The following is a 23,152-nucleotide window of genomic DNA, read 5'->3' as shown; positions in this document are numbered from 1 at the left end:
ATCGGCCGACGACGCATGTGTCCCCGTCCACAGCTTCAGGCCACGTCAAGAACGACCTTTCCGTGCACCTTCCGCGCGAACAGTGCCTGGACGGCGTCGCCCACGTCCTGCCAGTCGCCTCGCAGGCCGACCGGCGCCGAGAGCTGCCCGGCGGCCATGAGGCCCAGCAGGTCCGTCAGCTCCCCGCCGGTCGGCGTCGTGTCGCCGTAGGTGGCTATGCTGCGAGGTTCGCCGAAGCCGAACAACGTCCCTGACGGGAACGTGGTTTCCTGCCCCGAGGAGTATCCGACCAGGTGGATCGTGCCGCCCTCGGCGAGGGAACTCCACGCCTGGGCCACCAGCGGCCCGCCGACCGTGTCCAGGACGAGGTCGAAACGGTCGTCCCCGGTCTCGGCCAATTCGGTCAGGACCCTGTCGGCGCCGAGTTCACGAAGTCCGGCGGCCCGCTCCGGTGAACCGACGAGTGCCGTCACCCGGGCGCCCGCAAGCGCCGCCAGCTGGACGGCGAAGTGCCCAACTCCCCCGCTGGCGCCGGTGATCAGCACGTCGCGCGCCAGCAGGGAACGCGTGCGCAGCACCCGGAATGCGGTGACTCCGGCGATTCCCAACGCGGCGGCGTCGGCCAGGTCCACGCCCTCGGGGACGGTGCCGAGCGAAGCGGGGCTGACTGCCACCCGCTCCGCCCACGCGTGGGGAGCCATTCCCACTGCGACGCGTGTACCTTCGGGCGGCCCCGAGCCGTCGGATGCGGTGCGCGCCACGACACCGGCCGCGTCGTGACCGTGCACAGCGCCGGCCTGCCATTGGTGCACGTAATTCAGCTCTCCGAAGTTGAGACCGATGTGCCGTATTTCCACCAACGTCTCACCGGCGGAGGGGACGGGCTCATCGACATCGGCGAACCGGACGGGTCCGGCCTCGCTGTGATCGACCACAAGGGCGCGCATAGGGGGCGTGTCTCCTTCTCACGTGGATGTGCCTGAAAGAAAACTCGGCGCGGCAGCAGATCGAGTGCGCACATGCCGCAGTGCCGCCTTCTTGGAACCCTTTCGCAGGACCGGGACAGCGCCCAGCCCCGCGAGAATCAATCAGTTGACGATCTGTGTCAGTGCGACTCGGGGCGCGTCGAGCCCTGTACCCGTCCGGTGGATGGTGCTGTGGCGGGCAGACATGCCCGGCAAGGTGCTGATCTTGAGGCGTCAGCGCTTCCGCTTCCGTCGGGCGGCGGGGTGGCGCTGGGCGACGTGCCGGGCCACCGAGTCGACGCCACGGCGGGCGTATCGCTCCAGGGAGCGGATAGAGGTGTGGCGGGAGCGGGCGAGCAGCATCGGGGTCGAGGTGCCGTCCTCGGCGTCGTGGGCGAGGACGCCGTGGGTGGGGACGCCGTGGGTGAGGGCGCCGTGGCGGAGCCGGTGCCGCGTGTAGCCGTCCAGGTCCTCGATGTCGCCGGGTGAGGTGAGGGGTTGGTCATCGACCAGTAGCCGGAACCGCCGATATCGCCATCCATGCCGACGCGGTGCCGCCCGCGGCCTCGCCCGCTGTTCGTTCAGGTGTGTCGCAGCGTCGCGGTGGCGATCTCCAGGAAGTCGCGCAGCAGTTCCTCCCGCCGGTCCGCGAGGACGGCCAGGCACGTCCCCAGCGTCGGGGCATCCGTGACGGGGAGGTGGGCGAGGTCGGTGCGGGAGTAGGAGCGCGCGACACTCAGCGGGACGAGCGCGATGCCGTGTCCGGAGGCGATGAGCTCGAACTTCTCTTCAAGTGAAGATGTCCGCCGCGTCGGTGCGTCGAGCAGCCGCTCGCCGTCGAGGTCCGCGGAGGTGAGCTTGTCGCGGCTTGCCAGCGGGTGCGCCGCGGGCAAGCAAGCGACCCTGGGCTCGTGGCCGATGGGGATGGTGTGCAACCCCGAGTCGTCGAACGGCTGCCGCAGATAGCCGACCTGGGCCCGGCCGTCCCGGAGCGGCGCGTCCTGCTCCCACCAGCGCGCCGGGACGACGTCGGTCTCGACGTCCGGGCGGCGCGACGAGAACGCCCGGATCGCCTCCGACACGTGCAGTCCGGGAGAGAAGGCGACGACGAGCCGTTGGGAACCACGATCAGCGTCGTGCACGCGCTGCACCGCTGCGGGGACAGCCGCGAGAATCTTCTGCGCCTCCTCGTAGAGCTGTTGCCCGGCGGCGGTCAGCTCCACGCGGCGCGTGGTCCGCACCAGCAGAGTGCACTCCAACTCCTGCTCCAGCGCTTTGATCTGACGGCTGAGAACTGGCTGGGCGATGTAAAGCTGTTGCGCCGCCCGGCCAAAGTGCCGGTGCTCGGCCACCGCGACGAAGTAGCGGAGCTTGCGCAAATCAAGATCCATGCCTTTACGGTATCAATTGCCCAGGAAGGGTATTGGACGCCGCAGGCGGGCTGCCCCGAGACTCGAAACATGATCGTCATCACCGCCCCCACCGGCCAGATCGGCAGCCGGCTCCTGGACATCCTGCTCACTGAGGCTCCCGCTCGTGGCGAAGAACTGCGCGTCATCGTGCGCGACCCCGGGAAACTCCCCTACGCGGTCCGTGCCCGCGTCGATGTCGTCACCGGCTCGCACGACGACCCCGAGGTCATCGACCGGGCCTTCGCCGGCGCGGACGCCGTCTTCTGGTTGGCTCCGCCGGCCCCGCGGGCGCCGAGTCTGGACACCGCGTACTCCGGATTCACGCGTGCCGCCGCAAAGGCGTTCACGGCCCACGCGGTGGGGCACGTGGTCGGCGTCTCGGCGCTCGGCCGTGGCACACCCGTCGCCAGCCGCGCCGGACTTGTCACGGCGTCGCTGGCCATGGACGACCTCATCGCGAGTTCAGGCGTGGCCTACCGCGCGCTCGCGAACCCTACGTTCATGGACAACCTGCTACGGCAGGTGGCTTCGATCCGCGACGACGGCGTGTTCACCGACACCGTCGCCGCCGACCGCACTGCACCGGCGGCCGCCGCCTGGGACATCGCCGCGGCCGCCGCCGGCCTGCTGCTCGACCGCTCATGGACGGGGACGGGCGAGGTCCCGGTGCTGGGCCCCGAGGACCTTTCGGCGAACGACATGGCGCGCATCATGACCGACGTGCTGCGCCGCCCAGTCCGCTACGAGCGGCAGTCACTCGACGACTTCCGTGCCGCGCTCCATGGACACGGCTTCGGGGACGCGCTCGTCGACGGCTACGTCGACATGATGCGCGCCAAGGACAACGGCCTCGACGACGGCGTGCGGCGCACCCCCCAGACCGCGAGTCCGACCACCTTCCGCACATGGTGTGAGAAGGTCCTGGAGCCTGCGGCCCAGATGGCCCAGGCATGAGCGCCAGGACCGCTCTCATCGCCGGGGCATCCCGCACCCTCGGGCTCGGCCTCGCCACCGAGTACGCGCACCGCGGCTGGGACGTCTTCGGAACCGTCCGGGGCAGTCGCCGCACCGCTCTCCATGACCTGGCCGAGGCGTCCAGGGGGCCGAGTCATGGTCGAGTCACTGGACACGAGGAAGCCAGCGCAGGTCACCGCGCTGCGCGAGCGCCAGACGTGGCACACCCTCGAACTGCCGTTCGCCAACGCGGCCATCACGAGGGCACCATTCCGATCGGCGACATCCCGGAGGAGATATTTGCCGAGGTCATGGTCACGAACACGCTCAGCCCCATGCGCGTCGTCGAGTGCTTCCGCTTACTGGGTCGCGCCGACCGGGACCATCGGCATCAAGTCCTCGTGCCAGGGCAGCATCAGCTTGAACACCAATGGCGGGCAGGACGTCTACCGAGCCAGCAAGTCCGCCCTCAACCAGCTCATGCCTAGCTACGCCGCCCGGTATGCCGACGCCGCGCACACTCCTGCTCATCTGCCCCGGCCATGTCCGCACCGAACTCGGCGGGCCGGACGCACCGCTGACCATCGACCAGTCCGTCCCGCCGCCACGGCGGTTCCGTCGTCCCACGCCTGTGAGGTGCCCAGGCGGGCGTGCACGTTCACCAGGTCAGCGATCGCCTCGTTCAGCAGCACAACGTCATGCGTCACGCCGTGGCCAGATGGACCAACGTAGACAGGCGGTCGACGAAGACCACTTGTACCGGGCACCGGCACCCACCGAGCGTCGTCGTGTCGCGACCGAAGTCGCCTCTTTCGCGCCTCATTCCACAACGGGCCCATCTCGGCGACGAGTTCGGCGATCACATCGGTCGTCAGCCCGGTGACTTGCGAACTGCCCACGATCGGGGCCTGGCAGCTGAAATGGGTACGGGACCGTCTGTTGGCTGCCCTTTCCCCGGTCTCGGTCAGGCGTCTCGCAGTCCCAGCCCGCGGCGCGCCAGCTCAAGGACGACCGTGCCGAAATCCGTCCCGATCCATTCAAGTTCGGTTGCGCTGTGCGCACCGGATCCCCATGCGCACACCGGGGCTTCACTGTCCGGGTTCAGACGGCTGGTGTCGAGGACGAAGTAGCCTCCCATTCCGTCGGGGCGGAACGCCACCAGCGAGGAAGCCATGCCTGCGGACTCTCTGAGGTCGAGAGTCTCCGTGACGGCTCCCAGCATCTGGCCGTCGCGCATGACGATTCCGTAGAACTCGTCTCCAGAACTCGTCTCCAGAACTCGTCTCCGGCCAAGTCGCAGTCGCCGAGCTCGCGCAAGAAGAGCTTGTACGAGTCGGGGAAGGACACGCCCAATCGCTGCTCCGCCTCCGCGATGTCGACCTCCGAGCAGCCTCCAGCGAAGATCGAATCCTCCTGATGGTCCCGTACGAGCTGTACGAACTGCTCTGCTCCCCCAATTCCCATCACGGCTCCCCAGGTATACTTTTGCGCGGTCTTTCCAGTACCGCTTTCGCCAGAGGTCGAATTTCCGCCCCCGGTCTCAGCCGGGTAGTGCTGCTCTCCCCTGGGCCGCATCAGCCAGCTGATGGCACCGGGAACGAGGCGCGATTCCTGGACCGCTCGCGGACGCGGTCATGGACGGTCGAGGTACGCGTCAGCTGACCCGAAGACCGAGCGCCAGCGTCAGTTCAAGGACCCGGTGAGGCGATGCGAGATCCGGAAACAGCTCCCGCAGCTGCGACATCCGGTAGCGGACTGTCTGGGGATGGACGAACAAGGCCGCCGCCACCTCGTCCCGCCTGCCCTGGTGCAGCAGCCACTCCCGCAATGTCTCCTCCAGCCGCCGTGCGGTCGCGGCCGGCAGGGTCCGCAACGGTGCCAGAGCTCGGGCACGCAGGTCTGCGAACGCGTCCGCGTCGGCGCTCAGCACCAGCTCGGGCAGGTGGTCCTCGGTGTCGCGAATATCAGCGGAGAGGGAGCGCGCGCGTACCGCTCGTGCGTACGAGGCGGACGCACGCGTCCATGGCCGGGCCGGGCCGACCACGGCGCTGCGGTCGGTCAGCTGCCTCAAGAGGTGTGATCGGTCGGCATCGGGGACGAGCAGCACACCGGTGGCGTCCGGCAGATCGTCAAGGACAAGGGTGCTCGGGTCGAGCGTGCGGTAGGCAGGCCGGGCCTGGGCGGCGGGCAGCAGGACCGCGGTCAGTGAAACCGGAGGCTGCCACCCGGCCCGTTGCACAGAGGCCCGCAGCACATCCGGGCTCGCGTCGGCGAGCAGATCGCGGGCCAGGTGTTCCAGGTGGCGCTCGTGGGCCCGGCCCCGGGCGGCCAGTTCGTCGGCGTGGCCCGCGGCGCTCGCGGCGGAGAGCTCGTCGATGTAGGCGAAGGTCAGTTCGGCGAACTTGGCGACTTCGGCGGCGGGCAGACCTGCGGGTACGGCACCCGCTGCCAGGCATCGCCAGGCCACGCGGGCACCGACGCGGTAGGCGCTGAGCAGGGCGTCCATCGAACGGCCGTCGCGCACCTCGCCGCGGCCCAGCTCGTAGGCCGCGTCACCGGCGTCGCCGCCTGTGGCGTTCCCGCTCGCGAGGTCCAGGTAGTGCCCCAAGGCGGTGCGTACGGCTCGGCGGATGGTGGCGCCCATGCGGCCCGCAAGGGCGTTGGCGTAGGGAGGCACCTCGTCGATGATCGCCTGGACGATCTCGTCGGCGGTGCTCTTCAGCGCGGCCCGAAGTACGGTGACCGTCGTCTCATCCAGGGCCAGTTCGCTGGCCCTCCGGATCGCATGCCCCATTTTTTGTTCCCTGCGAACAATTCAGCCGACCAGATTCACATCCTACGGACAGGACTTTACGCCCTGCGGCGCATGAAGCTGAAGTCATGACGAGTACAGCCCTCCGCAGCAGGGCGTGGAAACTGCTGGAGATGGTCACGACGCCGCTGCTGCCGTCGGACTACCTCGACCTGGTCAGCCCGCTGCGTAATGGCGCCGACCTGCGTGGGCGCATCGAGGCCGTGCACCCCGAGACGGGTGACGCCGCGACCATCGTCATCAGGCCGGGACGGGGCTGGCGCGGCCACACAGCCGGTCAGTACGTGCGGATCGGGGTCGACGTCGACGGGGTGCGCCTGTGGCGTGCCTACTCCCTCACCTCGCCGACCAACCGCCAGGACGGCCGCGTCACGATCACCGTGAAGGCGATCCCGGACGGCAAGGTCAGCAACCACCTGGTCCGCAAGGCGAGACCGGGCACACTCATCCAGCTCGACCAGCCGACCGGTGACTTCGTGCTGCCGCAGGCCAAGCCCGCCAAGGTGCTCTACCTGACGGCCGGCAGCGGCATCACGCCCGTGATGGGCATGCTGCGCGACACCGAGTTCGACGACGTCGTCATGGTCCACTGCGCGCCACGGCCACAAGACGTGATCTTCCGCACCGAACTGCACGACCTGGTCGCGGACAAGAAGCTGCGGCTCACCGAGGTGCACACCGACACGGACGGCATGCTCGACATCGCCCGTCTCGACGAGCTCGTGCCCGACTGGGCCGAGCGCGAGACCTGGGCCTGTGGGCCCGCGGGCTTGCTCGACGCCGCCGAAATGCACTGGAGCGAGCACGGCGTACAAGAGCGTCTACACACCGAACGCTTCCGTCCCAGCATCGTCGTCGCCGGCGACGGCGGCGAGGTCACGTTCAGCGCCACCGGCAAGACCGTCGACGCGGACGGCGCCACGCCGTTGCTGGACGTCGGCGAGGAGGCCGGCGTGCTCATGCCCTCCGGGTGCCGCATGGGCATCTGCTTCGGCTGCGTCACGCCGCTCAAGACGGGCGCCGTCCGCGACCTGCGCACCGGCGAGATCACCGAGGCCGAGCCGGGCGTCCTCATCCAGACCTGCGTGTCCGCCGCGGCGGGCCCCTGCGACATCGAACGGTAGGAGCACCTTGACCGCCATCGACCCCACCGCCCACCTGACCGCGGAGCAGATCGAGGAGCTCGGCCGCGAGCTGGACGCGATCCGCGACGAGGTCATCGCCAGCCGTGGCGAGAAGGACGCCGCCTACATCCGCAAGGTCATCTCGGCACAGCGCAAGCTCGAGCTGGTCAGCAGGGGCGTTCTGCTGTTCTCCATCTTCCCGCCCGCGTGGGTGCTCGGCACCGCCGGCCTGTCCGTGGCGAAGATCATGGACAACATGGAGATCGGCCACAACATCCTGCACGGCCAGTGGGACTGGATGCGAGACCCGAAGATCCACTCCACCACCTGGGAGTGGGATCACGTCTCGCCGTCCGAGCAGTGGAAGCACTCGCACAACGAGCTGCACCACACGTACACCAACGTGATCGGCAAGGACAACGACCTCGGCTACGGCATCATGCGCGTCGACGAGGACCAGAAGTGGCACCCGCTCCACCTGGGCCAGCCGCTGTGGAACTTCCTCAACGCCTGCTTCTTCGAGTACGGCATCGCGGCGTACGACCTGGAGCTCGGCAAGAACCTGGACAAGCGCCGCCGCAAGAGTCCGGAGTTCCGCGCGCGCGCCAAGGCCGTGGGCCGCAAGATCCGCAAGCAGGTGCTCAAGGACTACGTGATCCACCCGCTGCTGTCGGGCCCGTCGTTCCTGCCCACGCTCGGCGCTACGTTCACCGCGAACCTGGTCCGCAACATCTGGACCCACTCGGTGATCATGTGCGGGCACTTCCCCGAGGGCGTGCAGGTCTTCGAGCGCCGGTCGATCAAGGGCGAGACGCGCGGCCAGTGGTATCTGCGCCAGATGATGGGCTCGGCGAACATCAGCGGCAGCAAGGCCATGCACTTCATGACCGGCAACCTCTCCCACCAGATCGAGCACCACCTGTTCCCCGACCTGCCGAGCAACCGGTACGCCGAGGTCGCGGTGAAGGTGCGCGCGCTGTTCGACAAGTACGAGCTGGAGTACGTCACCGGGCCGCTGCCCAAGCAGGTGGCCTCCGCGTGGCACAAGGTCTTCCGGCTCTCGCTGCCGAACAAGAAGCCCAAGGCGCCCAAGGTCAAGACACCGGAGCGCGAGCGGGAGCTCGTCGCGGCCTGATTGCCGGCACTGGTTGCGCTCCTTCGGCCGTACCAACCGGCTCGGCCATACCGGCGGCACCGCCGGGATCGGTGAGATCCGGTGCGGACGGCCGAGGCCCACGTGCCTTGCGGACGGCCGCAGCGGATACGGCCTTCGACTGCCGGCACGGTGAGCACCTTGTTACTGATCCGGGGCCGGGTCTCGTACGGCTTGACCGCTGAGAGCGTGATCTGCTCCTTGAGTCGCGGGACCACGTTGGCGATCCGGGTGGCGTCGTCGCCTCACACAGATCGGCCAGGTCGGTCAGGGCGGTCAGGTCCGTCAGGGCGGTCAGGGCGGTCAGGGCGGTGAGGAGGTCTTGTTCGACGGCAGCGTGCCATGCCGTGCCGTGCCCGAGCTGTTCGGCCACCAACCACTTTGGTCAGGACGGCGCGTTCGCAGGCCGCGAACGTGTACGGGTGGTGGGACGCCTCCACCACTGGCACCAGGGCTTCGGCACCACGAACACTGTGCGGCGCATGCACAGCATCCGCACCAGGCTGCGGTCTCGTACAACGCCCGCTCCACCGCCTGCGATGTGGCTCCGGTCATTCGCGCGGCCACGGAGAGGTACACCGTGGCCGGTTCGGTGGCATGCAGCACCACCAGCGTGTCGGCCACCTGCTCCACCGTTGTCGCGCGGGCGGACGGTGTGAGCAGATGACGGCGGACCGCACGGCGCGGCGCTGCCGGTCACTGCCCTTCGGGCGGGTCGTGGCCATGGCGGCTGCGGCTTCAGCCGGCGCCCTCAGGTGCGGAGGGTGCGGAAGAAGGCGCGGATGTCGTCGACGAACAGGTCGGGAACCTCGAACGCGGGAAAGTGCCCGCCTTCGGCATGCTCGCGGAAGAAGACGGCTCTGTCGTCGCCGGGGCCGAGGACCTTGCGGACCGCGGAGTTGAGCCCTTTCCCTGTACGAACGACTCGGCTTCACCGTCACCCGGTCATGGGACGAGCGGAATCAGCCGGTGTGCATGGAACGCGCGGTATGACGTCGAGGCACCGCCTTCCCCGTTGAGGCCCCCAGCCGTCTTTAGGGCGCGTATCGAGTCGTGATCAGTCTGCGGGAATCGCCCTCACCTTGGACCGGCAGATCTCTTCCATCACGCGAGCGCAACTGGCCACTTGAACACGGGAGTTCAGCGAGTCGAAACGTCCGGCGCTGTTCGGGTCGGCCGGACACGGCAGCCGAGGCAAGGCGCACTGTCTCGCGGAAACCACGCCCCCCCACTGCGTAAACGCGGCGCCTCGGGCACTGGGGGCGAGGATCGACACGGGGCCGTCTGAGTAGAGTCGCCATTTGATCGATCATTTACCAGCGTAGCTCGGAGGGGCGGACATGGCGGAACAGGGAGAGCAGCGGCGGGTGACGGTGATCACCGGCGGCAGCCGGGGCATCGGCGCGGCGATCTGCCTGCGGCTGGCGGCCGAGGGACACGACACCGCCATCGGCTACCGGTCGGACGCCGAGGCGGCCGAGGGCGTGGCCGAAGGGGTGCGCGCGCTGGGCCGGGCGGCCGTCGCGGTCGCGGTCGACACCGCCGACGCGGCGGACGTGGACCGGCTGTTCGACACCGCCGCCGCGCAGCTGGGCCCGGTCACCGGCCTGGTGAACAACGCCGGGGTGAGCGGGCCGGTCGGACCACTGACCAGCGCAGACCCGGAAGGGATGCGGCAGGCCCTGGAAGTCAACGTCCTGGGCTACCTGCTGTGCGCGCGCCGGGCCATTGGCGACATGGCAGCGGGCGGGGCGATCGTGAACATCTCCTCCGCCGCCGCGACCCTCGGAAGCCCCGGCACCTACGTCCACTACGCGGCGGCGAAGGCCGCCGTGGACGCCATGACGGTCGGGCTGTCCAAGGAGGTGGCGGCCGACGGCATTCGGGTCAACTGTGTCGCCCCCGGCACGATCTGGACCGATTTCCACGCCGACCCGCAGCGGCCCGCCAAGATCGCGGCACTCGTCCCTATGGGCCGCGCCGGGCAGCCCGAGGAAATCGCCGGAGCGGTCGCCTGGCTGCTCTCGGACGACGCCTCCTACGCCACCGGCACGGTGATGAGGGTCGCCGGCGGAATGTGAGCAGGCCTTGGCGGGCCGCCCAGGGCTGGGCTGTTGAGGCTCACGGGGTGACCATCGGGAAGGGGGTGTCGGGCTTTGTGACGTAGGAGAAGGGGCTTCTGAGGAGGACGCCTCGTCGTCCACGTCTATGCCCTCGAGGCCTTTCCGGGGAGGACGCCGAGGAGTTGGGGTTTGGTGAGGTCAGCGTCAAACCGGCCTCGGTGGTGGGGTTCCGCGTGGCGCGGTGGGTGAGGGCGCCGTGGTGGAGCGTGAGACGGTGCCGGGCGTTCTCGTCGGTGCGGACGAGGTCGATGGTGAGGTCGTCGTCCCAGGCGCGGGGGCTGTCGATGTCTCCGGCCTCCCTACCCTGCCCACCGCGTCGGGGGCGGATCTCCGCGCGGCCCCGGGCCGCGCGGATGTCAACGGCGTGATCGGGAACGGGCCTTGAGTCCGGGCACGTCTGCGGGGTCAATGCCGTTCGCCGTGAGGCGCTGCCGGTCCACTCCGCCCTTCGGGGCCTGGAAGCAGCGTTCGCCCTGCATGGCCATGCATTGAGGGGGCGTCAGGGGCCGCACGAGGCGCGGGCAGCGCCCTCCGCGCCTATCGTCCGCCGGTCGACGCCTTGACCAGGTAATTCAATGGTCTTACAAGGTTTGCCTCAGGTCACAGGCCGATGGTGTTCCGCAGGGCGCATAGCCGGGTGGACAGGTCTCACGCAGGAGGGGGCCGTGATCATCCGCCGGTGCCCGGCAGTCAGGTGACCACAGCGCTTTCAAGGAGAGCCACTATGCAGAAGCACCGCTTCTACGCCGCCATCGGAGCATTGATGCTGGGCGGTATGGCACTGACACCTCAAGTGGCGAGTGCCTCGTCGAGTCCCGACCCGATCACCACCGCTGGTGCCGTCTCGCGTGGCAGTGCGTCCGACGTTGGTGTGAAGGACTGGAACGGCAACTGCGACGCAATCAGTTTCACCTCAACAGGATTCACCGGCTGGTGTGACGGAACCGGACCGCAGAAGTACGGCACCTGGGTCAAGTGTTCCACTGGGGCCACCAAATACAGTACGTACACCCGCGCTTACGGGGACCGCAGGGGCGTGTACGCCGGATGCACCTCTGGCAGGCGCGTGGCCTCCGGCTTCTGGGACGCCGGCTGACCTGAAGGCCGCTGAGCGTTCTGCTCCAGCAGGGTCCCGGGGGGGCTCCGGTTCGGCCGCGGATGATCCTGGTCGAAGGCCGTTGGGTGCGGATCCTCTGAAGTGAAGGGGCCCAGCGGCCGTCGCTGAGGTGGGCAGCGGCGAGGTCACGCGTACTTTTGTCGCTCAGCAAGAGCTTGCTTGCGAAGGAGCACTGGGCCTGCCACGGTCCCGACGTCATCGGCTCGGAGTCCCTGCGGGGCTGGGTGAAGAAGGCCCGTACTGCCGAGGCCGTACCGCCGGCCGTACGCGAGGCGGATGACGCGGTGCGCCAGGAGCAACGCCTCGTCCTGGGTATGCGCGGAGGCGACCGTACGGCCGACGTCGCTGATGTACCGCCAGCCCTCCCCTCCCCCTCTCCCTCTCCCTCTCCCTCTCCCTCCGCCCAGGCCCGTAACCCGCTCACAACACCATCGGTCACCGCCCACCGGTCACATCGAGTTCTTCGAGGTGGCGCTCAAGGTCCGCGCCGAAGTAGTTCTTGTCACCGGCTGGGGTCTGTCCGGGCCAGTAGGCGATGTGCTGTCGCTCGACCTCGAACATGCCCAGCAGCGTCACGCGTTCGTCGGCCTTGGTGCCGGTCAGCGCGAACGCCGACTTGTCCCCGAGAAGTCCCGGACCCGACCTCCCGAGCAAGCTTCCGGAACAGCAAGCCCGCCGCTGCCGCAGACGAGAGCGTAAACGGCCCGTGGGCTGCGCAACCGCCCACTACTCACAGGATGGAGACAACGTGAAGAGTCCAAGGCACGGCGCACTCGCTGCAAAGGCGGGGCTGGCGCTGCTCGTGACGGCAGGGTTGATGACGCCTGCATACGCCGCAGAAGAGGAGGGAAGCGACTCGCCGGCCTCCAGGGCGGCGGCAATCAAAAAGAACCGGATCATGTCCTGGAACTCCAACGGGCAGAAGAACGGCACAACACAGCGCCTGGTCGACCAGGTAAGGGTCTTCAAGCCGCAGATCGTCTTGTTGCAGGAATCGTGCAAGAACGAGGTGAACGAAGCCGTCGAAATCATGAAGCAGCAGCCGCAGAAGCAGGAATACGAGGTCTTCCACTCGGACTGGCCCGACATCGGCGACCCAGTGAATGACCCAGCCTGCTTGGGACAGCTCGGACACGCAATTCTGGTGGCCAAAGGAACGAAGATCGACTCAGCTCCCGAAACCGCGCGCTACCGCGAAGCCGACGGGATCGAGCGGCGGAAGTTCATGATGTTCCAAACTCGCCTGGCGGGTAAGAAGGTACGGATCTTCAACACGCAGCTCAGCGACGCGGGGGACGCCAACCTTCGGCACTCCCAACTCCTCCAGCTGTCGGAACTCGTCCCGGGCACGCCAAACTCAATAATTGCCGGTGACCTCAATGCTCAGCCTTGGTATTGGGAGATGAAGGTTCCCTGGGCGAACGGGTTCAAGGACGCCGACCCCTACTGCAAGCAGACCTGGGACCGCCGCTGCAACGGGACACAGTACGGGTCGGGAAAGAAGTTCGACTACATCCTGTCCCGCGGGAAGGTGAATACCAAGCGGTGCTACCTGGGCGACACACCCAACGAGGATCACCGAGTGGTCATCAGCGACGTGACCGCCGGGCCTCCTTCCCGCAAGCCGTGCAAGCTGGTCTGAGTGAAGGGCTGCGGGTGCCGACTGGGGGGACGGCACCCGCTTTTTCTTGCCTGACACTGCACGCACATGGTGGGGATGCGGCAGGCGGACGGGGGAAGAACAGGGCATGCCGACACGGGACTTCGGCTGCTGGGGATCTTGCCAGGCCAGTCATGGCCTTTCACCCACTCCCGGATCGGTCCGCCGGGCAGGCACAGCGCGGGGTCGATGCTGTCCGGAGCGGTACTGCCGTTCGACGACCTCTCTACGGAAGCCATACACCGGCGCCTCATGCACCGTGCCGGGGCTGACGACGAGACCGAAGGTGCGGGAAGCCGCTGCTCGGCAGCGAGTAGAGGAACTCCAGGCTGAGCGCTGCCACACGGCCCAGCGCGCCCGACCGTTGCACCGCCGACCGCCAGCACAATCAGGATTCGCCCCAGGTTCTGCCACACCCGTTCCAGCCCGCTGCCACCGCACCAACCGGACCCACACGAAAGCAGGCCCGCATGCGCAAGGCACACACCGCCCTCATCGTCCTCGCCCTGTCGGCCGCCTCGCTGGCCGGCACGACCACCGGCGCCGGCGCCACCGACAGCTTCTCAACCAGCCGTGCAGCCGCGACTCCGTGCACCGTGCCCGACGCGTTCTGCGCCACCAACGGCAGCGGCGACCAACTGGTCCTGCACTGCGGCGAGTCCGCACCGATGCCTTGGAGCGGCGTCGGGTATTGGGACAACCGCCTCCCCGGAGGCGGCATGGTCAAGATGTTCGACTACTACGGCTCCGTGAACCACGTCGCGCCCGCCGACTCCGGTCCCAGCGAGATCAACTGGAGTCTCGTCTGGAGCCTGCGCGTCTACTGCTGACACCCGCTCGACGCGCGGCGCTGCGAGAGCATTGCAAGTCCGCAGGAGCTGCGTCAGAACCCAGCGACGTGGGGTGGAGGTGGCGCCGACACCTCCGAAACACAGGGGCGGCGGCACACATCCGCCTAAAGCATCTCCAGTGCGGTCAAGCGGCCGCACACGGCATCGGCCTCGGCGGTGCGGTTCTGGGTTCGGTATAGCTCCACGGCCCGCTGCCAGGCCCCGCGGGCCTCCTCGTGCTGGTGCAGGGCCAGGTGAGTCTCACCGGCGTTGGCCAAGGTGTCGGCCTCGTTGGCGAAATCGCCAACCTCGCGGAAGAAAGCAAGAGCCTGCTCGTAGTACTCCAAGGCATCGCCGTAGCGGCCGGTGTGATGGGCTATGTAACCCAGACTGTCCAGGGCCGACGCCCCGTGCTCCGGCAGGCTCTGTGCACGGAAGAGGGTGAGCGCCTGCTCGCAGTACGTCCGGGCGGGGGCGTACATCCCGAGCCTGGCATGCATCCAGCCGACCGCGTTGAGCTGATTCGCCTCCCAGAACGGGTGGCTCACTTCCTGGTACAGCCGCAGCGCATGCTTCGCGTGGTCCAGGGCGCGTGTGTTGTCGCCCTGCTCCTCCCAAGCCCGCGCCAAAGTGCGGTAGATGTGTGCCTGGCCCGCCAGGTCGTTCGAGCACTCGGCCAAATCGAGGGCTCGGTGCAGGTGGTCGAGCGCCTGTGCGTGGTCACCGGCGCGGGCGCTGGCGAAGCCCAGGCGCCAGTGCGCCAGAGTCCGGGCCGCCGGGTTGTCCTTGTCGTGCTCGGCCGCGGTGAGGGCGGTCTGCCACACAGTCACGTACTCCTCCAGCCGGTGCCGGCCCAACTGATAAGAGATGAGTGTCCAGGCCAGCTGCCCTACGAAGCGGTGCCGGCCGAGAGCCGCCGCTTGCGCCTGGGCGTTGAGCAGACACTCGTGTTCGTCGTCAAACCACTGGAGCGCAGCCGCGGTGTCCTCTGGCGAGACGGGGTTGCTGCCGGGGGCCGCAGGAGTTGGCTCGGGCTGGAAGGGGGTGTACGGGCCGTCCAGCACCCGGTTGGCGGCGAACGCCGTGTGCAGGTAGTGGTCCAGAAGCCGGTTTTGGCCCGGTGCGGTCTCCTGTTCGACCAGACCGGCGGCGAGCTCGACGGCGTACAGGCGGACCAGGTCGTGCATCCGGTACCGCCCGGGACGGTGCTGGCGCACCAGGTGCGCGCTCTCCAGCTCCGCCAGCAACGCCTGGGCCTCGGCCCGGGCAAGTCCGGCCAGGCTTGCGGTGGCGGTGGCGGTGATGTCCGCACTTCGCACCAGCCCCAGGAAGGCGAATAGCCGACCGGCGGCCGGGGTCAGAGCCGCGTACGAAGAGGCGAAGACGGCGCGCACGTTCACCGTCAGGTCACCGAGGTCGAGCGCGGTGAGGCGGTCAGTGGTTCGGGCGAGTTCCTCGGCAAGGACGGCGAGCCGGAAATCGCGGTGCATGGCGGCGCGGGCGGCCACGATGGCCAGCGCCAGCGGCAGCCCGGCACAGTGCTCCACCAGGGCCGCGAGAGCTTCCGGTTCGGTACTGGTGCGATCGGCGCCCAGGCGGCGTTCCAGCAGCTCCGAGGCCTCTTTTGGGCTCAGCACGTCCAGCGGCAGCAGGCTGGCACCGTGCGTGGTCATCAGAGGGGTCAGCCGGTTGCGGCTGGTGATGAGTACGGCGCAGGACGGGCCGCCGGGCAGCAGCGGGCGGACCTGGTCGGCGTCACGGGCGTCGTCCAGAACGATCAGCATCCGCCGGTTGGCCAGCAGACTCCGGTACAGGGCGGACTGGGCGTCGATGTCTGTGGGGAGGCGATCACGGGTGATGCCCAGTGCGTCCAGGAATCCGCTCAGCGCCACGTGGGCAGGCAACGGTGGCGTACGGGGGTCGAAGCCGTGCAGATCCACGTACAGCTGCCCGTCGGGGAAGCGCTGCGCGTTCTGACTGGCCCACTGGGCAGCCAGCCAGCTCTTGCCAACACCGCCTGGCCCGCAGATCACCGGGATCGCCACGGTGCCCTCCGGCGCGTCCCAGAACCCCTTGGTGAGCTGTTCCAGTTCCTCCTCCCGCCCCGCGAACAAGGCAGGCGGGGCCGGCATCTGGCACGGCACGGGGCGCGCGGGAGCGGCGGGCGCAGGCGTCTGGACGGTGAGGGACGCGTCGGCAGCAAGAATCCGCCGGTGCAGCCCGCGCAGTTGAGGACCCGGATCGATACCCAGTTCCTCAGAGAGCGTGCGGCGCGTGCGGTCGAAGTGCGCGAGTGCCTCCGCCGAGCGGCCGCAACGGTGCAGGGCGAGCATCAACTGCCCTGCCAGCCGCTCGTCCACCGAGTGCGCCGCCGCCTGCTCGGTCAGATCGGCGAGGACATCGGCGTGGCGCCCGCGCCTGAGGGCGATGTCATTGCGATCCAGCCTCATGGTGAACCGCTCGTGTTCGAGGGCCTCGCGCTGCGCGCAGAACCACGGCGTGTCCAGGGTGCCGAACCCGGGCCCGTGCCACAGGTGCAGTGCCTGCTCGAAGAGGTCTGCGGCCTGCTCGTCCCGCTCGCTGGCGCGTGCCCGGGCGACCAGGTCGCGGAACCGGTGCAGGTCCACCGCCGAGACATCGACCCCGAGCCGGTAGCCACCGGGTCCGCGGCTGATCCGTACGGCTCCGTCGCCGGCAGGCTCCACGGCGTGCCGCAGCCGGGAGAGGTAGCTGTACAGCGTCGGACGCCACCGCTGGGGCGGCCGGTCACCCCAGACCCGGTCGGCCAGCCGGTCCACCGGGACGCTCCGGTTGGCATCCACCAGCAGCGCGGCCAGCACGGATCGCTGCCGCAGATGCCCGAGGTCCACCGGGCTGTCGTCCACGTGCGCCTCGATCTCCCCGAGCACCCTGAAGCACAATTTCACCCGTACCCCTCCCCCGCAGCGGCCCGTTGGCGATCTCTGCGTCACTGTGCCGTGATGTTTCGGCAACTGAACGCGATTCCCGGGCCCTTGTCCGAAAAACGGCCCAGCGCTGCCGGGCCGCGAGGGCTGCCACCCACGACTCGAGGCCCTGCCAGGCAAGATCACCGGAACCAACTGGGCGAAGATCACATCCGCGTTCCGCCGTCCACGGCCCCACACCGGCCGCACTTCGCTCACCGGGAATCCCTGCGGGTCGGTATCGAGGCTCGGAGAAGCGATCCGTTCGTCAAGATTCCTAAATGCTGGTGGACCCCTCAACGCGGCCATATGCCCGCAGACTCGCGAACTGAGACGACGTATAAGTTGACGCGACGACGATGCCTCAACCGGCCCTGGCAAGGGCACCATGGACTGGTACGGGCTGGGGGCCGAGGCATGTAGGGGCGCGCGGTACCTGCTGCTGTCGGTCCTGGCAGGAGCCGCCGCGCTGCCCCTGGTTCTGAGCCTCCAGGGGGCAGGCTGCCACGTGCGCGACAGAGCCTTGACATTCCTTTCGCACTCACCATCTGCGGCCAGGCGGTGAACATGTGGCATGCGGCGTACGTATCACTGATTGAGTGCGCGACCGCATCCCCGTCAGACGATGGGGCCGACAGCTGAAGGGCAGGGATCGATGATGCTGCGACCAACCAGATGGACGACCCGGGGTGGGCTCCTCGTAGCCGGAACAGCCGCCGCCCTGCTGGCCGTCGCTACGCCCGCCACCGCCGGCTCGGCAGCACTGTACTGCGGCGCCGGCCGCGGGCTGACAGCCGAGGCCGCGGTCCAGGGCGCGATCGACGACGCCGGAGTCTCGGCGAGCGCGGACGGCAGGTTCCACTGTGAACTCGATGGTGAGCCCCAGGTCTTCGAGGTCTTCGACGACCCGAATTTCGGCCACATCTTCCGGGCAAGCGTGACCATGTCCTGCGAGTGATCTCACCGATTGCTGCTGTGTGCCCCGGCGCGCGACCGTCGGGGCACCATTCGGAGCATGCGCGGTGAGGTGCGGCCCGCGAGCCGGGGCGCAGTGACGGCTCGTTCAAGGAGAGCTTCGCCCTTGGGCAGCGCGAGTCACCGCCATTCAGGAGATAGCTCCTGACACCCTGCGCCCTGCAGGAGTTCATCCTCGACGAAAGCGGAACCGGCCGCGACCGCTGGGAGAGCCTGGATCAGGACCCCCTCCCGACACCGTTGGGAAGCCGACTTGAGCGAATCCATCGACAAGCGGAGCTTCTCCGTGATCGCTGGTAAGGACGACTCCCAACTGACGGTCAGCTGGGACGCCACACTCAAGAAGGTCTCCGGCCTCGGCCCCTGCGCCCGCTTCCCCGACCGCGCGCAAGAGGAGAGCCTTCGCCGCCCTCACGTGGCATTTCGCTGGCGTGGGGTAGCCGGTCGTGGTGAGGTTCGGCCAGTCGAGGAGAGGAACGTCTTTCATGCGTGCTCGGAACATAGGCGCGTCAGCCGCCACGGCGTTGGCGCTGGTGGCCGCCCGCGACCTCGTGCAGAAGAAGCACGCACTGCTGAGGAACTTCCCCGTGCTGGGGCACGCCAGGTACTTGCTGGAGAAGATCGGCCCCGAGCTGCGGCAGTACGTCGTGACGTCCAACGACGAGGAACGGCCCTTCAGCCGTGACCAGCGCAGCTGGATCTACGCGTCGGCGAAGGAGGAGAACAACTACTTCGGGTTCGGCACCGACAACGACGTCGAGCATGAGCAGGGGCACGCGTACGTGAAGCAGCGCACGTTCGCCGGTCGGCTGCCCGATCTGCGCGACGCGCAGGCGCCGTTGCCCTCGGCAAAGGTGCTCGGCGGACCACGAGGCCGCGAGAAGGCGTTCCGTCCGGCGAGTGTCGTCAACATCTCGGCGATGAGCTTCGGTTCGCTGTCCGGCGCGGCCGTCACGGCACTCAACAAGGGCGCGGCGCTGGCCGGGACGATGCACAACACCGGCGAGGGCGGCCTGTCGCCTTACCACCTCAACGGCGGGGACCTCGTCCTCCAGATCGGTACGTCGTACTTCGGCTGCCGCAACGAGGACGGCACGTTCAACCTGGACAAGCTCAAGTCCGTGGTCGCGAGCGGGCCCGTGAAGGCGATCGAGATCAAGCTCTCGCAGGGTGCGAAGCCGGGGCTCGGCGGCATGCTGCCGGGTGCGAAGGTGACCGACGAGATCGCCGGGATCCGCGACATCCCCGCGGGCAAGGACTGCGCGTCGCCGTCGCGGCACACCGCGTTCCACGACGTGGACTCGATGCTCGACTTCGTGGAACTGCTCGCCACGGAGACCGGATTGCCCGTCGGGATCAAGAGCGCCATCGGGGAAATGGGCTTCTGGGAGGAACTCGCCACCCTGATGGAGCGAGGTGATCGAGGGGTCGACTTCGTGACCGTCGACGGAGGCGAGGGCGGCACCGGGGCTGCTCCCCTGATCTTCGCCGACTCGGTGTCCCTGCCGTTCCGCATGGGCTTCTCCCGCGTCTACAGCGTGTTCGCCGAGCGCGGGCTGACCGACGACATCACCTTCATCGGCTCCGGCAAGCTCGGCCTGCCCGAGAACGCCGTCGTCGCGTTCGCCCTCGGCGTCGACATGGTCAACGTGGGCCGTGAGGCGATGCTGTCCATCGGCTGCATCCAGGCGCAGAAGTGCCACACCGACGCATGCCCCACCGGCATCGCCACCCAGAACCCGTGGCTGACGCGCGGCATCGACGCACCCTCGAAGGCCATCCGGGCCGCGGGCTACCTGCGCACCCTGCGCAGGGAGTTGCTGAGGGTCTCGAGCGCCGTCGGCGTCGCCCATCCCTCGCTCATCACCCCCACCGACATCGACATCCTCAACGGCGACTACGACGCCCGCACCCTGGCGAGCGTCTACGGCTACAAGGACGGCTGGGGCTCGCTCGGCCCCCAGCTCGCCGATGAGATCACCGAGCTGCTCCTTGCCTGAGCACGTCCTTGCCCCCTCGTCGGGTATGCGGAGATACGACTGCGGCCTGATCAGCACGCGACGTCACGAGTTTGCGCAGTCCTGTCCGGGGCGGTCCTCGGGGCGGGACGCTGCGCGCGAGGCGTGACAGCGGCCCGGGCGGGGGGGGGCCGGCGGGGGGGGGGGGGCGCCCCGCGGGGGGGCGGGGGGGGCCGGGGGGGGGGTCGCGGGGCCGCGTGGCGTGCCCGCGGCGGGGGGGGCGGGGCCGGTCGGGGTGGGGGGCCGCGCCGCGCGGGCGGGTCAGAGCGCCGAGTCGAGGTGCCCGAGGTGCTCGATGAGGTTCATGTTCTCGGCGTAATCCACCGGGCAGTTGATGATCGACACGCCCGGGTCCGCCAGTGCCTCACGGAGCGTCGGCAGCAGGTCCCCGGCGGACTCGATGTGGTAGCCCTTCGCGCCGAAGCTGCGGGCGTACTGGACGATGTCCGGGTTACCGAAGTCGGTGTTGGAGTTCTCCCCGACCTCCAGGTCCATCTTCCACTTGATGAGCCCGTAGCCGTTGTCCTCCCAGATCAGCACGGTCAGCGGGATGTTCTCGCGGACCGCCGTCTCGATCTCCTGGGAGTGCATGAGGAACGAGCCGTCGCCGACCGCCGCCAGCACCTTCGTCTGCGGCCTGGCGAGCTGGACCGCGAGCGCGCCGGGCAGCGAGAAGCCCATGGTGGACAAGCCGTTGGAGATGAGGCAGGTGTTCGGCGCGTACGTCGGGTAGAGCCGGGCCATCCACATCTTCAGCGCGCCGGTGTCGACCAGCACGATGTCCTCGCGACCGAGCGCGGCGCGGGTGTCGGCGATGACGCGCTGCGGGGCGAGCGGGTAGCGCTCGTCCGCGGCACCCTGCTCGAGTTCCTTGGCCAGCAGCGCGCGGGTGGCCGTGGTGTCCTCGTCGTCGATGGTCCACCGCAGGCCGTCGAGTGCGGTGGCGAGGGCGTCGAGGGAGGCGGCGATGTCGCCGATGATGCCGACGTCGACCGAGTAGCTGTCGTCCACCTCCGCCGGGAAGCGGTGGATGTGGACGATCTTCTTGTCACCATCTGGGTTTATCCGGGACGGGTCGAACTCCTGCAGCTCGTAGCCGACGGCGATGACGACGTCGGCCTCCTCGAACCCGAAGTTGGTGTAGTCGCGCCGCATGAAGCCGAACGTGCCGGTCGCGCACGGGTGGTCGTCGGGCAGGACGCCCTTGCCGTGGAAGGTGGTCGCCGTCGACACGTCGAGTGCGGTAGCGAACGCCGTCAGCGACTCCTCGGCGCCGCCGCGCGCCGCGCCGTGTCCGGCGAGGATCACCGGCCGGCGGGCCTCCCGCAGCAGCTCCACCGCCCGCTTGATCTGCTTCGGGGACGGCGCCTCGGGCTGCACGACGTCCCTGCGCAGCGGGCGCAGGTCCGAGCCGTCCGTCGCCTCGTCGACATCCTCGGGCACGGCGAGGTAGACGGCGCCGGGCCGCTCGGACTCCGCGGTCTTGAACGCGCGCCGCACCATCTCTGGGATGGCCTGGGTGGCCGGGACGTCCGCCGACCACTTCGTGACCGGGGCGAACATGCTCACCAGGTCCACGAACTGGTGGGACTCCTTGTAGTTGCGCTCCTTGCCAACCTGCGCGGTGATCGCGACGACGGGCGTGCTGTTCGTCATGGCGTCGGCGACGCCCAGCATCAGGTTGATCGCCCCGGGCCCCAGCGTCGCGGACATCACACCCGCCGAGCCGGTGAGCCGGCCGTGCATCTCCGCCATGAAGGACGCGGCCTGCTCGTGCCGGGTGAGGACGTAGCGGATCTTCTCCGAGCGGGCGAGGGCGTTGGTGAAACGGATGTTCTCCTCGCCGGGCACGCCGAACACCACCTCGACGCCCTCGTTCTCCAGGCAGCGCACCAGGAGTTCGGCCGCTCCGTCGGGGGTCTGCTTCCGGTGCTCGGCGTCGCTCACGCTGATCGTGTCCTCTCCCGGGTTTCGGCCGCGCCGATGGGCGGGCCGGTCAGTCGTCTACCCCGGCCCACCGCTCGGACGCCTGCGGACCGGGTCTTACGAGCCAGACCCTCGGATTCTTGATCGCCGCCCAGCGTTCCTCGTCAGAGACCGCAGCCAGGGTCTGGTGGGTGCTGGACGTCATTCCAGAGCATCGGTGCTGCTCACCACCGGCTGGCCACCCGCCGATACGACTTCAGGGTGTTGTAGGAACGTCAATTCGACGGGCCTGTGCAGGGCACCACGCGCATCGCCGTGCGGGCCTGCCGGACCGGCGGCATCGACATCGAGGCGGGGCAGAGGGTCGTCGCCTTGTTCGCGGCGGCCAACCGCGACCCGGCCGCCTTCGAGTGGCCGGACGACCTGGTGCTCGACCGCTCCCCGAACCGTCACCTCGGCTACGGGCGGGGGCCGCACTCCTGCATCGGGACGACGGTCGCCCAGGCGGGCCTGCGCGCCCTGGTCGCGGCCCTGGCCGGGCACTCCGCCCGTCTGGAGGCCGCGGGCGACGGAGTGCGGCGGCGTACCGCGACCATGCGGGCCTTCGACTCGCTGCCCGCTGTCCTCCTTCCGCCGTTGACCCTTTCGCCCATCTCTTGGAGTCCGCCGTGCGCATCCTGATCGGCAACCACATCGACCCCTCTATACGGGCGCGCGGTGACATGCGCGCCTGGACCCAGCGCCTGTTCTGGTTCGCCCGCCCCGGCGACCTTCTCGTCCTGTGCTGCGAGCCGGATGCGGAGTTCGCCGACTATGCCCTGGCTCGCACCGGCGTGCGGCGCGAGGATCTGACCGTGCTGGCCGTTCCGCCCGGCGTGTGGGGAGAGAAGCTGCTCGAACCCTCCTGCCTGACCGCGCCCGCGTTCCTCGACCGGGTGCGCGCCGCGCTCGGCCCGTCCGGGGCCGAGCGCGGTGGAGGAGGTGTTCGCGCTGTGGCCGTCGGCCGCCGTGGCGCGGTTCGCCGCCGCGGTGAGCGCGGCCGACCGGGATCTCGGCGCGGCGTTCTTCGCGCAGGGTGGCGTACTTCGGAACGGCGGACAGCTACCTGCCCTACCTGACGCGATTCCTCCGCCCTGGC

19 protein-coding genes and 1 pseudogene are annotated in these 23,152 nt (G+C 68.9%); 11 read left to right on the top strand and 9 right to left on the bottom strand.

What is annotated here, in order from left to right; all coding sequences use genetic code 11:
• Positions 1-35: 35 nt before the first annotated feature.
• Positions 36-947, bottom strand: coding sequence for a zinc-binding dehydrogenase (locus tag ACIGXX_RS17395; RefSeq protein WP_399976445.1), 912 nt, complete (start codon positions 945-947; stop codon positions 36-38).
• Positions 948-1,546: 599 nt separating this feature from the next.
• Positions 1,547-2,356 carry a LysR substrate-binding domain-containing protein gene (locus ACIGXX_RS17390; RefSeq protein ID WP_351167760.1) on the bottom strand — a complete coding sequence of 270 codons (810 nt, stop codon included), beginning with the start codon at positions 2,354-2,356 and terminating at the stop codon, positions 1,547-1,549.
• Between the two features lie 69 nt (positions 2,357-2,425).
• On the opposite strand from ACIGXX_RS17390, the gene ACIGXX_RS17385 reads away from it, so the two are divergent.
• Entirely contained in the window at positions 2,426-3,331 is a 906-nt protein-coding gene (locus tag ACIGXX_RS17385) for an NAD(P)H-binding protein (RefSeq protein WP_399976442.1), read from the top strand.
• 964 nt (positions 3,332-4,295) lie between these two features.
• Here ACIGXX_RS17385 and ACIGXX_RS17380 read toward each other — a convergent pair.
• From ACIGXX_RS17380 to ACIGXX_RS17370, 3 genes and pseudogenes are all read right to left on the bottom strand, one after another.
• The gene (locus tag ACIGXX_RS17380; protein WP_399976929.1) at positions 4,296-4,568 is read right to left on the bottom strand and encodes a hypothetical protein; all 273 of its coding nucleotides are present in this window, start codon (positions 4,566-4,568) and stop codon (positions 4,296-4,298) included.
• 38 nt (positions 4,569-4,606) lie between these two features.
• Positions 4,607-4,795: pseudogene (locus ACIGXX_RS17375) on the bottom strand (SMI1/KNR4 family protein); the annotation flags it as partial.
• 190 nt (positions 4,796-4,985) lie between these two features.
• Positions 4,986-6,125 carry a helix-turn-helix domain-containing protein gene (locus ACIGXX_RS17370; RefSeq protein ID WP_366464893.1) on the bottom strand — a complete coding sequence of 380 codons (1,140 nt, stop codon included), beginning with the start codon at positions 6,123-6,125 and terminating at the stop codon, positions 4,986-4,988.
• Positions 6,126-6,211: 86 nt separating this feature from the next.
• Between ACIGXX_RS17370 and ACIGXX_RS17365 the strand changes: the two genes are divergently transcribed.
• The 3 genes from ACIGXX_RS17365 to ACIGXX_RS17355 all read left to right on the top strand — a co-directional run bounded on the left by ACIGXX_RS17365 (position 6,212) and on the right by ACIGXX_RS17355 (position 10,501).
• Entirely contained in the window at positions 6,212-7,267 is a 1,056-nt protein-coding gene (locus tag ACIGXX_RS17365; protein ID WP_399976437.1) for a ferredoxin reductase, read from the top strand.
• Positions 7,268-7,274: 7 nt separating this feature from the next.
• Positions 7,275-8,402 carry a fatty acid desaturase family protein gene (locus ACIGXX_RS17360; RefSeq protein ID WP_399976434.1) on the top strand — a complete coding sequence of 376 codons (1,128 nt, stop codon included), beginning with the start codon at positions 7,275-7,277 and terminating at the stop codon, positions 8,400-8,402.
• A 1,358-nt stretch (positions 8,403-9,760) separates the two neighbouring features.
• The gene (locus ACIGXX_RS17355) at positions 9,761-10,501 is read left to right on the top strand and encodes an SDR family NAD(P)-dependent oxidoreductase (protein WP_399976431.1); all 741 of its coding nucleotides are present in this window, start codon (positions 9,761-9,763) and stop codon (positions 10,499-10,501) included.
• 40 nt (positions 10,502-10,541) lie between these two features.
• On the opposite strand, the gene ACIGXX_RS17350 is transcribed toward ACIGXX_RS17355, so the two are convergent.
• Positions 10,542-10,952, bottom strand: coding sequence for an alkyl sulfatase C-terminal domain-containing protein (locus ACIGXX_RS17350; RefSeq protein WP_399976427.1), 411 nt, complete (start codon positions 10,950-10,952; stop codon positions 10,542-10,544).
• A 315-nt stretch (positions 10,953-11,267) separates the two neighbouring features.
• Between ACIGXX_RS17350 and ACIGXX_RS17345 the strand changes: the two genes are divergently transcribed.
• Positions 11,268-11,639 carry a hypothetical protein gene (locus ACIGXX_RS17345; protein WP_399976425.1) on the top strand — a complete coding sequence of 124 codons (372 nt, stop codon included), beginning with the start codon at positions 11,268-11,270 and terminating at the stop codon, positions 11,637-11,639.
• Positions 11,640-12,095: 456 nt separating this feature from the next.
• Here the strand turns inward: ACIGXX_RS17345 and ACIGXX_RS17340 are convergent, their stop codons facing one another.
• Complete coding sequence (locus tag ACIGXX_RS17340; RefSeq protein WP_399976422.1) at positions 12,096-12,314, bottom strand: hypothetical protein; 219 nt, start codon at positions 12,312-12,314, stop codon at positions 12,096-12,098.
• Positions 12,315-12,408: 94 nt separating this feature from the next.
• On the opposite strand from ACIGXX_RS17340, the gene ACIGXX_RS17335 reads away from it, so the two are divergent.
• Both ACIGXX_RS17335 and ACIGXX_RS17330 read left to right on the top strand, forming a co-directional pair.
• Positions 12,409-13,302, top strand: coding sequence for an endonuclease/exonuclease/phosphatase family protein (locus ACIGXX_RS17335; RefSeq protein WP_351167778.1), 894 nt, complete (start codon positions 12,409-12,411; stop codon positions 13,300-13,302).
• A gap of 488 nt (positions 13,303-13,790) precedes the next feature.
• Positions 13,791-14,150, top strand: coding sequence for a hypothetical protein (locus ACIGXX_RS17330; RefSeq protein ID WP_351167780.1), 360 nt, complete (start codon positions 13,791-13,793; stop codon positions 14,148-14,150).
• 125 nt (positions 14,151-14,275) lie between these two features.
• Here ACIGXX_RS17330 and ACIGXX_RS17325 read toward each other — a convergent pair whose 3' ends face one another.
• Positions 14,276-17,077, bottom strand: coding sequence for a BTAD domain-containing putative transcriptional regulator (locus ACIGXX_RS17325; protein ID WP_399976417.1), 2,802 nt, complete (start codon positions 17,075-17,077; stop codon positions 14,276-14,278).
• A gap of 673 nt (positions 17,078-17,750) precedes the next feature.
• On the opposite strand from ACIGXX_RS17325, the gene ACIGXX_RS17320 reads away from it, so the two are divergent.
• Positions 17,751-18,053: a hypothetical protein gene (locus ACIGXX_RS17320; RefSeq protein WP_399976414.1), complete on the top strand. Its 303-nt coding sequence runs from the start codon at positions 17,751-17,753 to the stop codon at positions 18,051-18,053.
• 502 nt (positions 18,054-18,555) lie between these two features.
• Positions 18,556-20,070, top strand: coding sequence for a glutamate synthase-related protein (locus ACIGXX_RS17315; protein ID WP_399976411.1), 1,515 nt, complete (start codon positions 18,556-18,558; stop codon positions 20,068-20,070).
• A gap of 279 nt (positions 20,071-20,349) precedes the next feature.
• Here the strand turns inward: ACIGXX_RS17315 and ACIGXX_RS17310 are convergent, their stop codons facing one another.
• Positions 20,350-22,035: an acetolactate synthase large subunit gene (locus tag ACIGXX_RS17310; RefSeq protein ID WP_399976408.1), complete on the bottom strand. Its 1,686-nt coding sequence runs from the start codon at positions 22,033-22,035 to the stop codon at positions 20,350-20,352.
• A 270-nt stretch (positions 22,036-22,305) separates the two neighbouring features.
• Here ACIGXX_RS17310 and ACIGXX_RS17305 point away from each other — a divergent pair, with 270 nt between their 5' ends.
• Together ACIGXX_RS17305 and ACIGXX_RS17300 are read left to right on the top strand one after the other, a co-directional pair.
• The gene (locus ACIGXX_RS17305; protein ID WP_399976404.1) at positions 22,306-22,695 is read left to right on the top strand and encodes a cytochrome P450; all 390 of its coding nucleotides are present in this window, start codon (positions 22,306-22,308) and stop codon (positions 22,693-22,695) included.
• A complete protein-coding gene (locus tag ACIGXX_RS17300) occupies positions 22,683-23,132 on the top strand; it encodes a hypothetical protein (protein WP_399976401.1) in 450 nt (149 codons plus the stop codon). Before ACIGXX_RS17305 ends, ACIGXX_RS17300 begins: the two co-directional genes overlap by 13 nt.
• The last annotated feature ends 20 nt before the right edge of the window (positions 23,133-23,152 follow it).

It is taken from the genome of Streptomyces sp. NPDC055243, assembly GCF_044544025.1.
GTDB lineage: Bacteria > Actinomycetota > Actinomycetes > Streptomycetales > Streptomycetaceae > Streptomyces.
This window is presented reverse-complemented; position numbering and strand designations above follow the sequence as displayed.

Bases quoted from the DNA above. Each gene is read 5' to 3' on its own strand.
- ACIGXX_RS17370 (WP_366464893.1), bottom strand. From the start codon at position 6,125: ATGGGGCATGCGATCCGGAGGGCCAGCGAACTGGCCCTGGATGAGACG.
- ACIGXX_RS17385 (WP_399976442.1), top strand. From the start codon at position 2,426: ATGATCGTCATCACCGCCCCCACCGGCCAGATCGGCAGCCGGCTCCTG.
- ACIGXX_RS17390 (WP_351167760.1), bottom strand. From the start codon at position 2,356: ATGGATCTTGATTTGCGCAAGCTCCGCTACTTCGTCGCGGTGGCCGAG.
- ACIGXX_RS17330 (WP_351167780.1), top strand. From the start codon at position 13,791: ATGCGCAAGGCACACACCGCCCTCATCGTCCTCGCCCTGTCGGCCGCC.
- ACIGXX_RS17395 (WP_399976445.1), bottom strand. From the start codon at position 947: ATGCGCGCCCTTGTGGTCGATCACAGCGAGGCCGGACCCGTCCGGTTC.
- ACIGXX_RS17355 (WP_399976431.1), top strand. From the start codon at position 9,761: ATGGCGGAACAGGGAGAGCAGCGGCGGGTGACGGTGATCACCGGCGGC.
- ACIGXX_RS17380 (WP_399976929.1), bottom strand. From the start codon at position 4,568: ATGCGCGACGGCCAGATGCTGGGAGCCGTCACGGAGACTCTCGACCTC.
- ACIGXX_RS17315 (WP_399976411.1), top strand. From the start codon at position 18,556: ATGCGTGCTCGGAACATAGGCGCGTCAGCCGCCACGGCGTTGGCGCTG.
- ACIGXX_RS17365 (WP_399976437.1), top strand. From the start codon at position 6,212: ATGACGAGTACAGCCCTCCGCAGCAGGGCGTGGAAACTGCTGGAGATG.
- ACIGXX_RS17345 (WP_399976425.1), top strand. From the start codon at position 11,268: ATGCAGAAGCACCGCTTCTACGCCGCCATCGGAGCATTGATGCTGGGC.
- ACIGXX_RS17320 (WP_399976414.1), top strand. From the start codon at position 17,751: ATGATGCTGCGACCAACCAGATGGACGACCCGGGGTGGGCTCCTCGTA.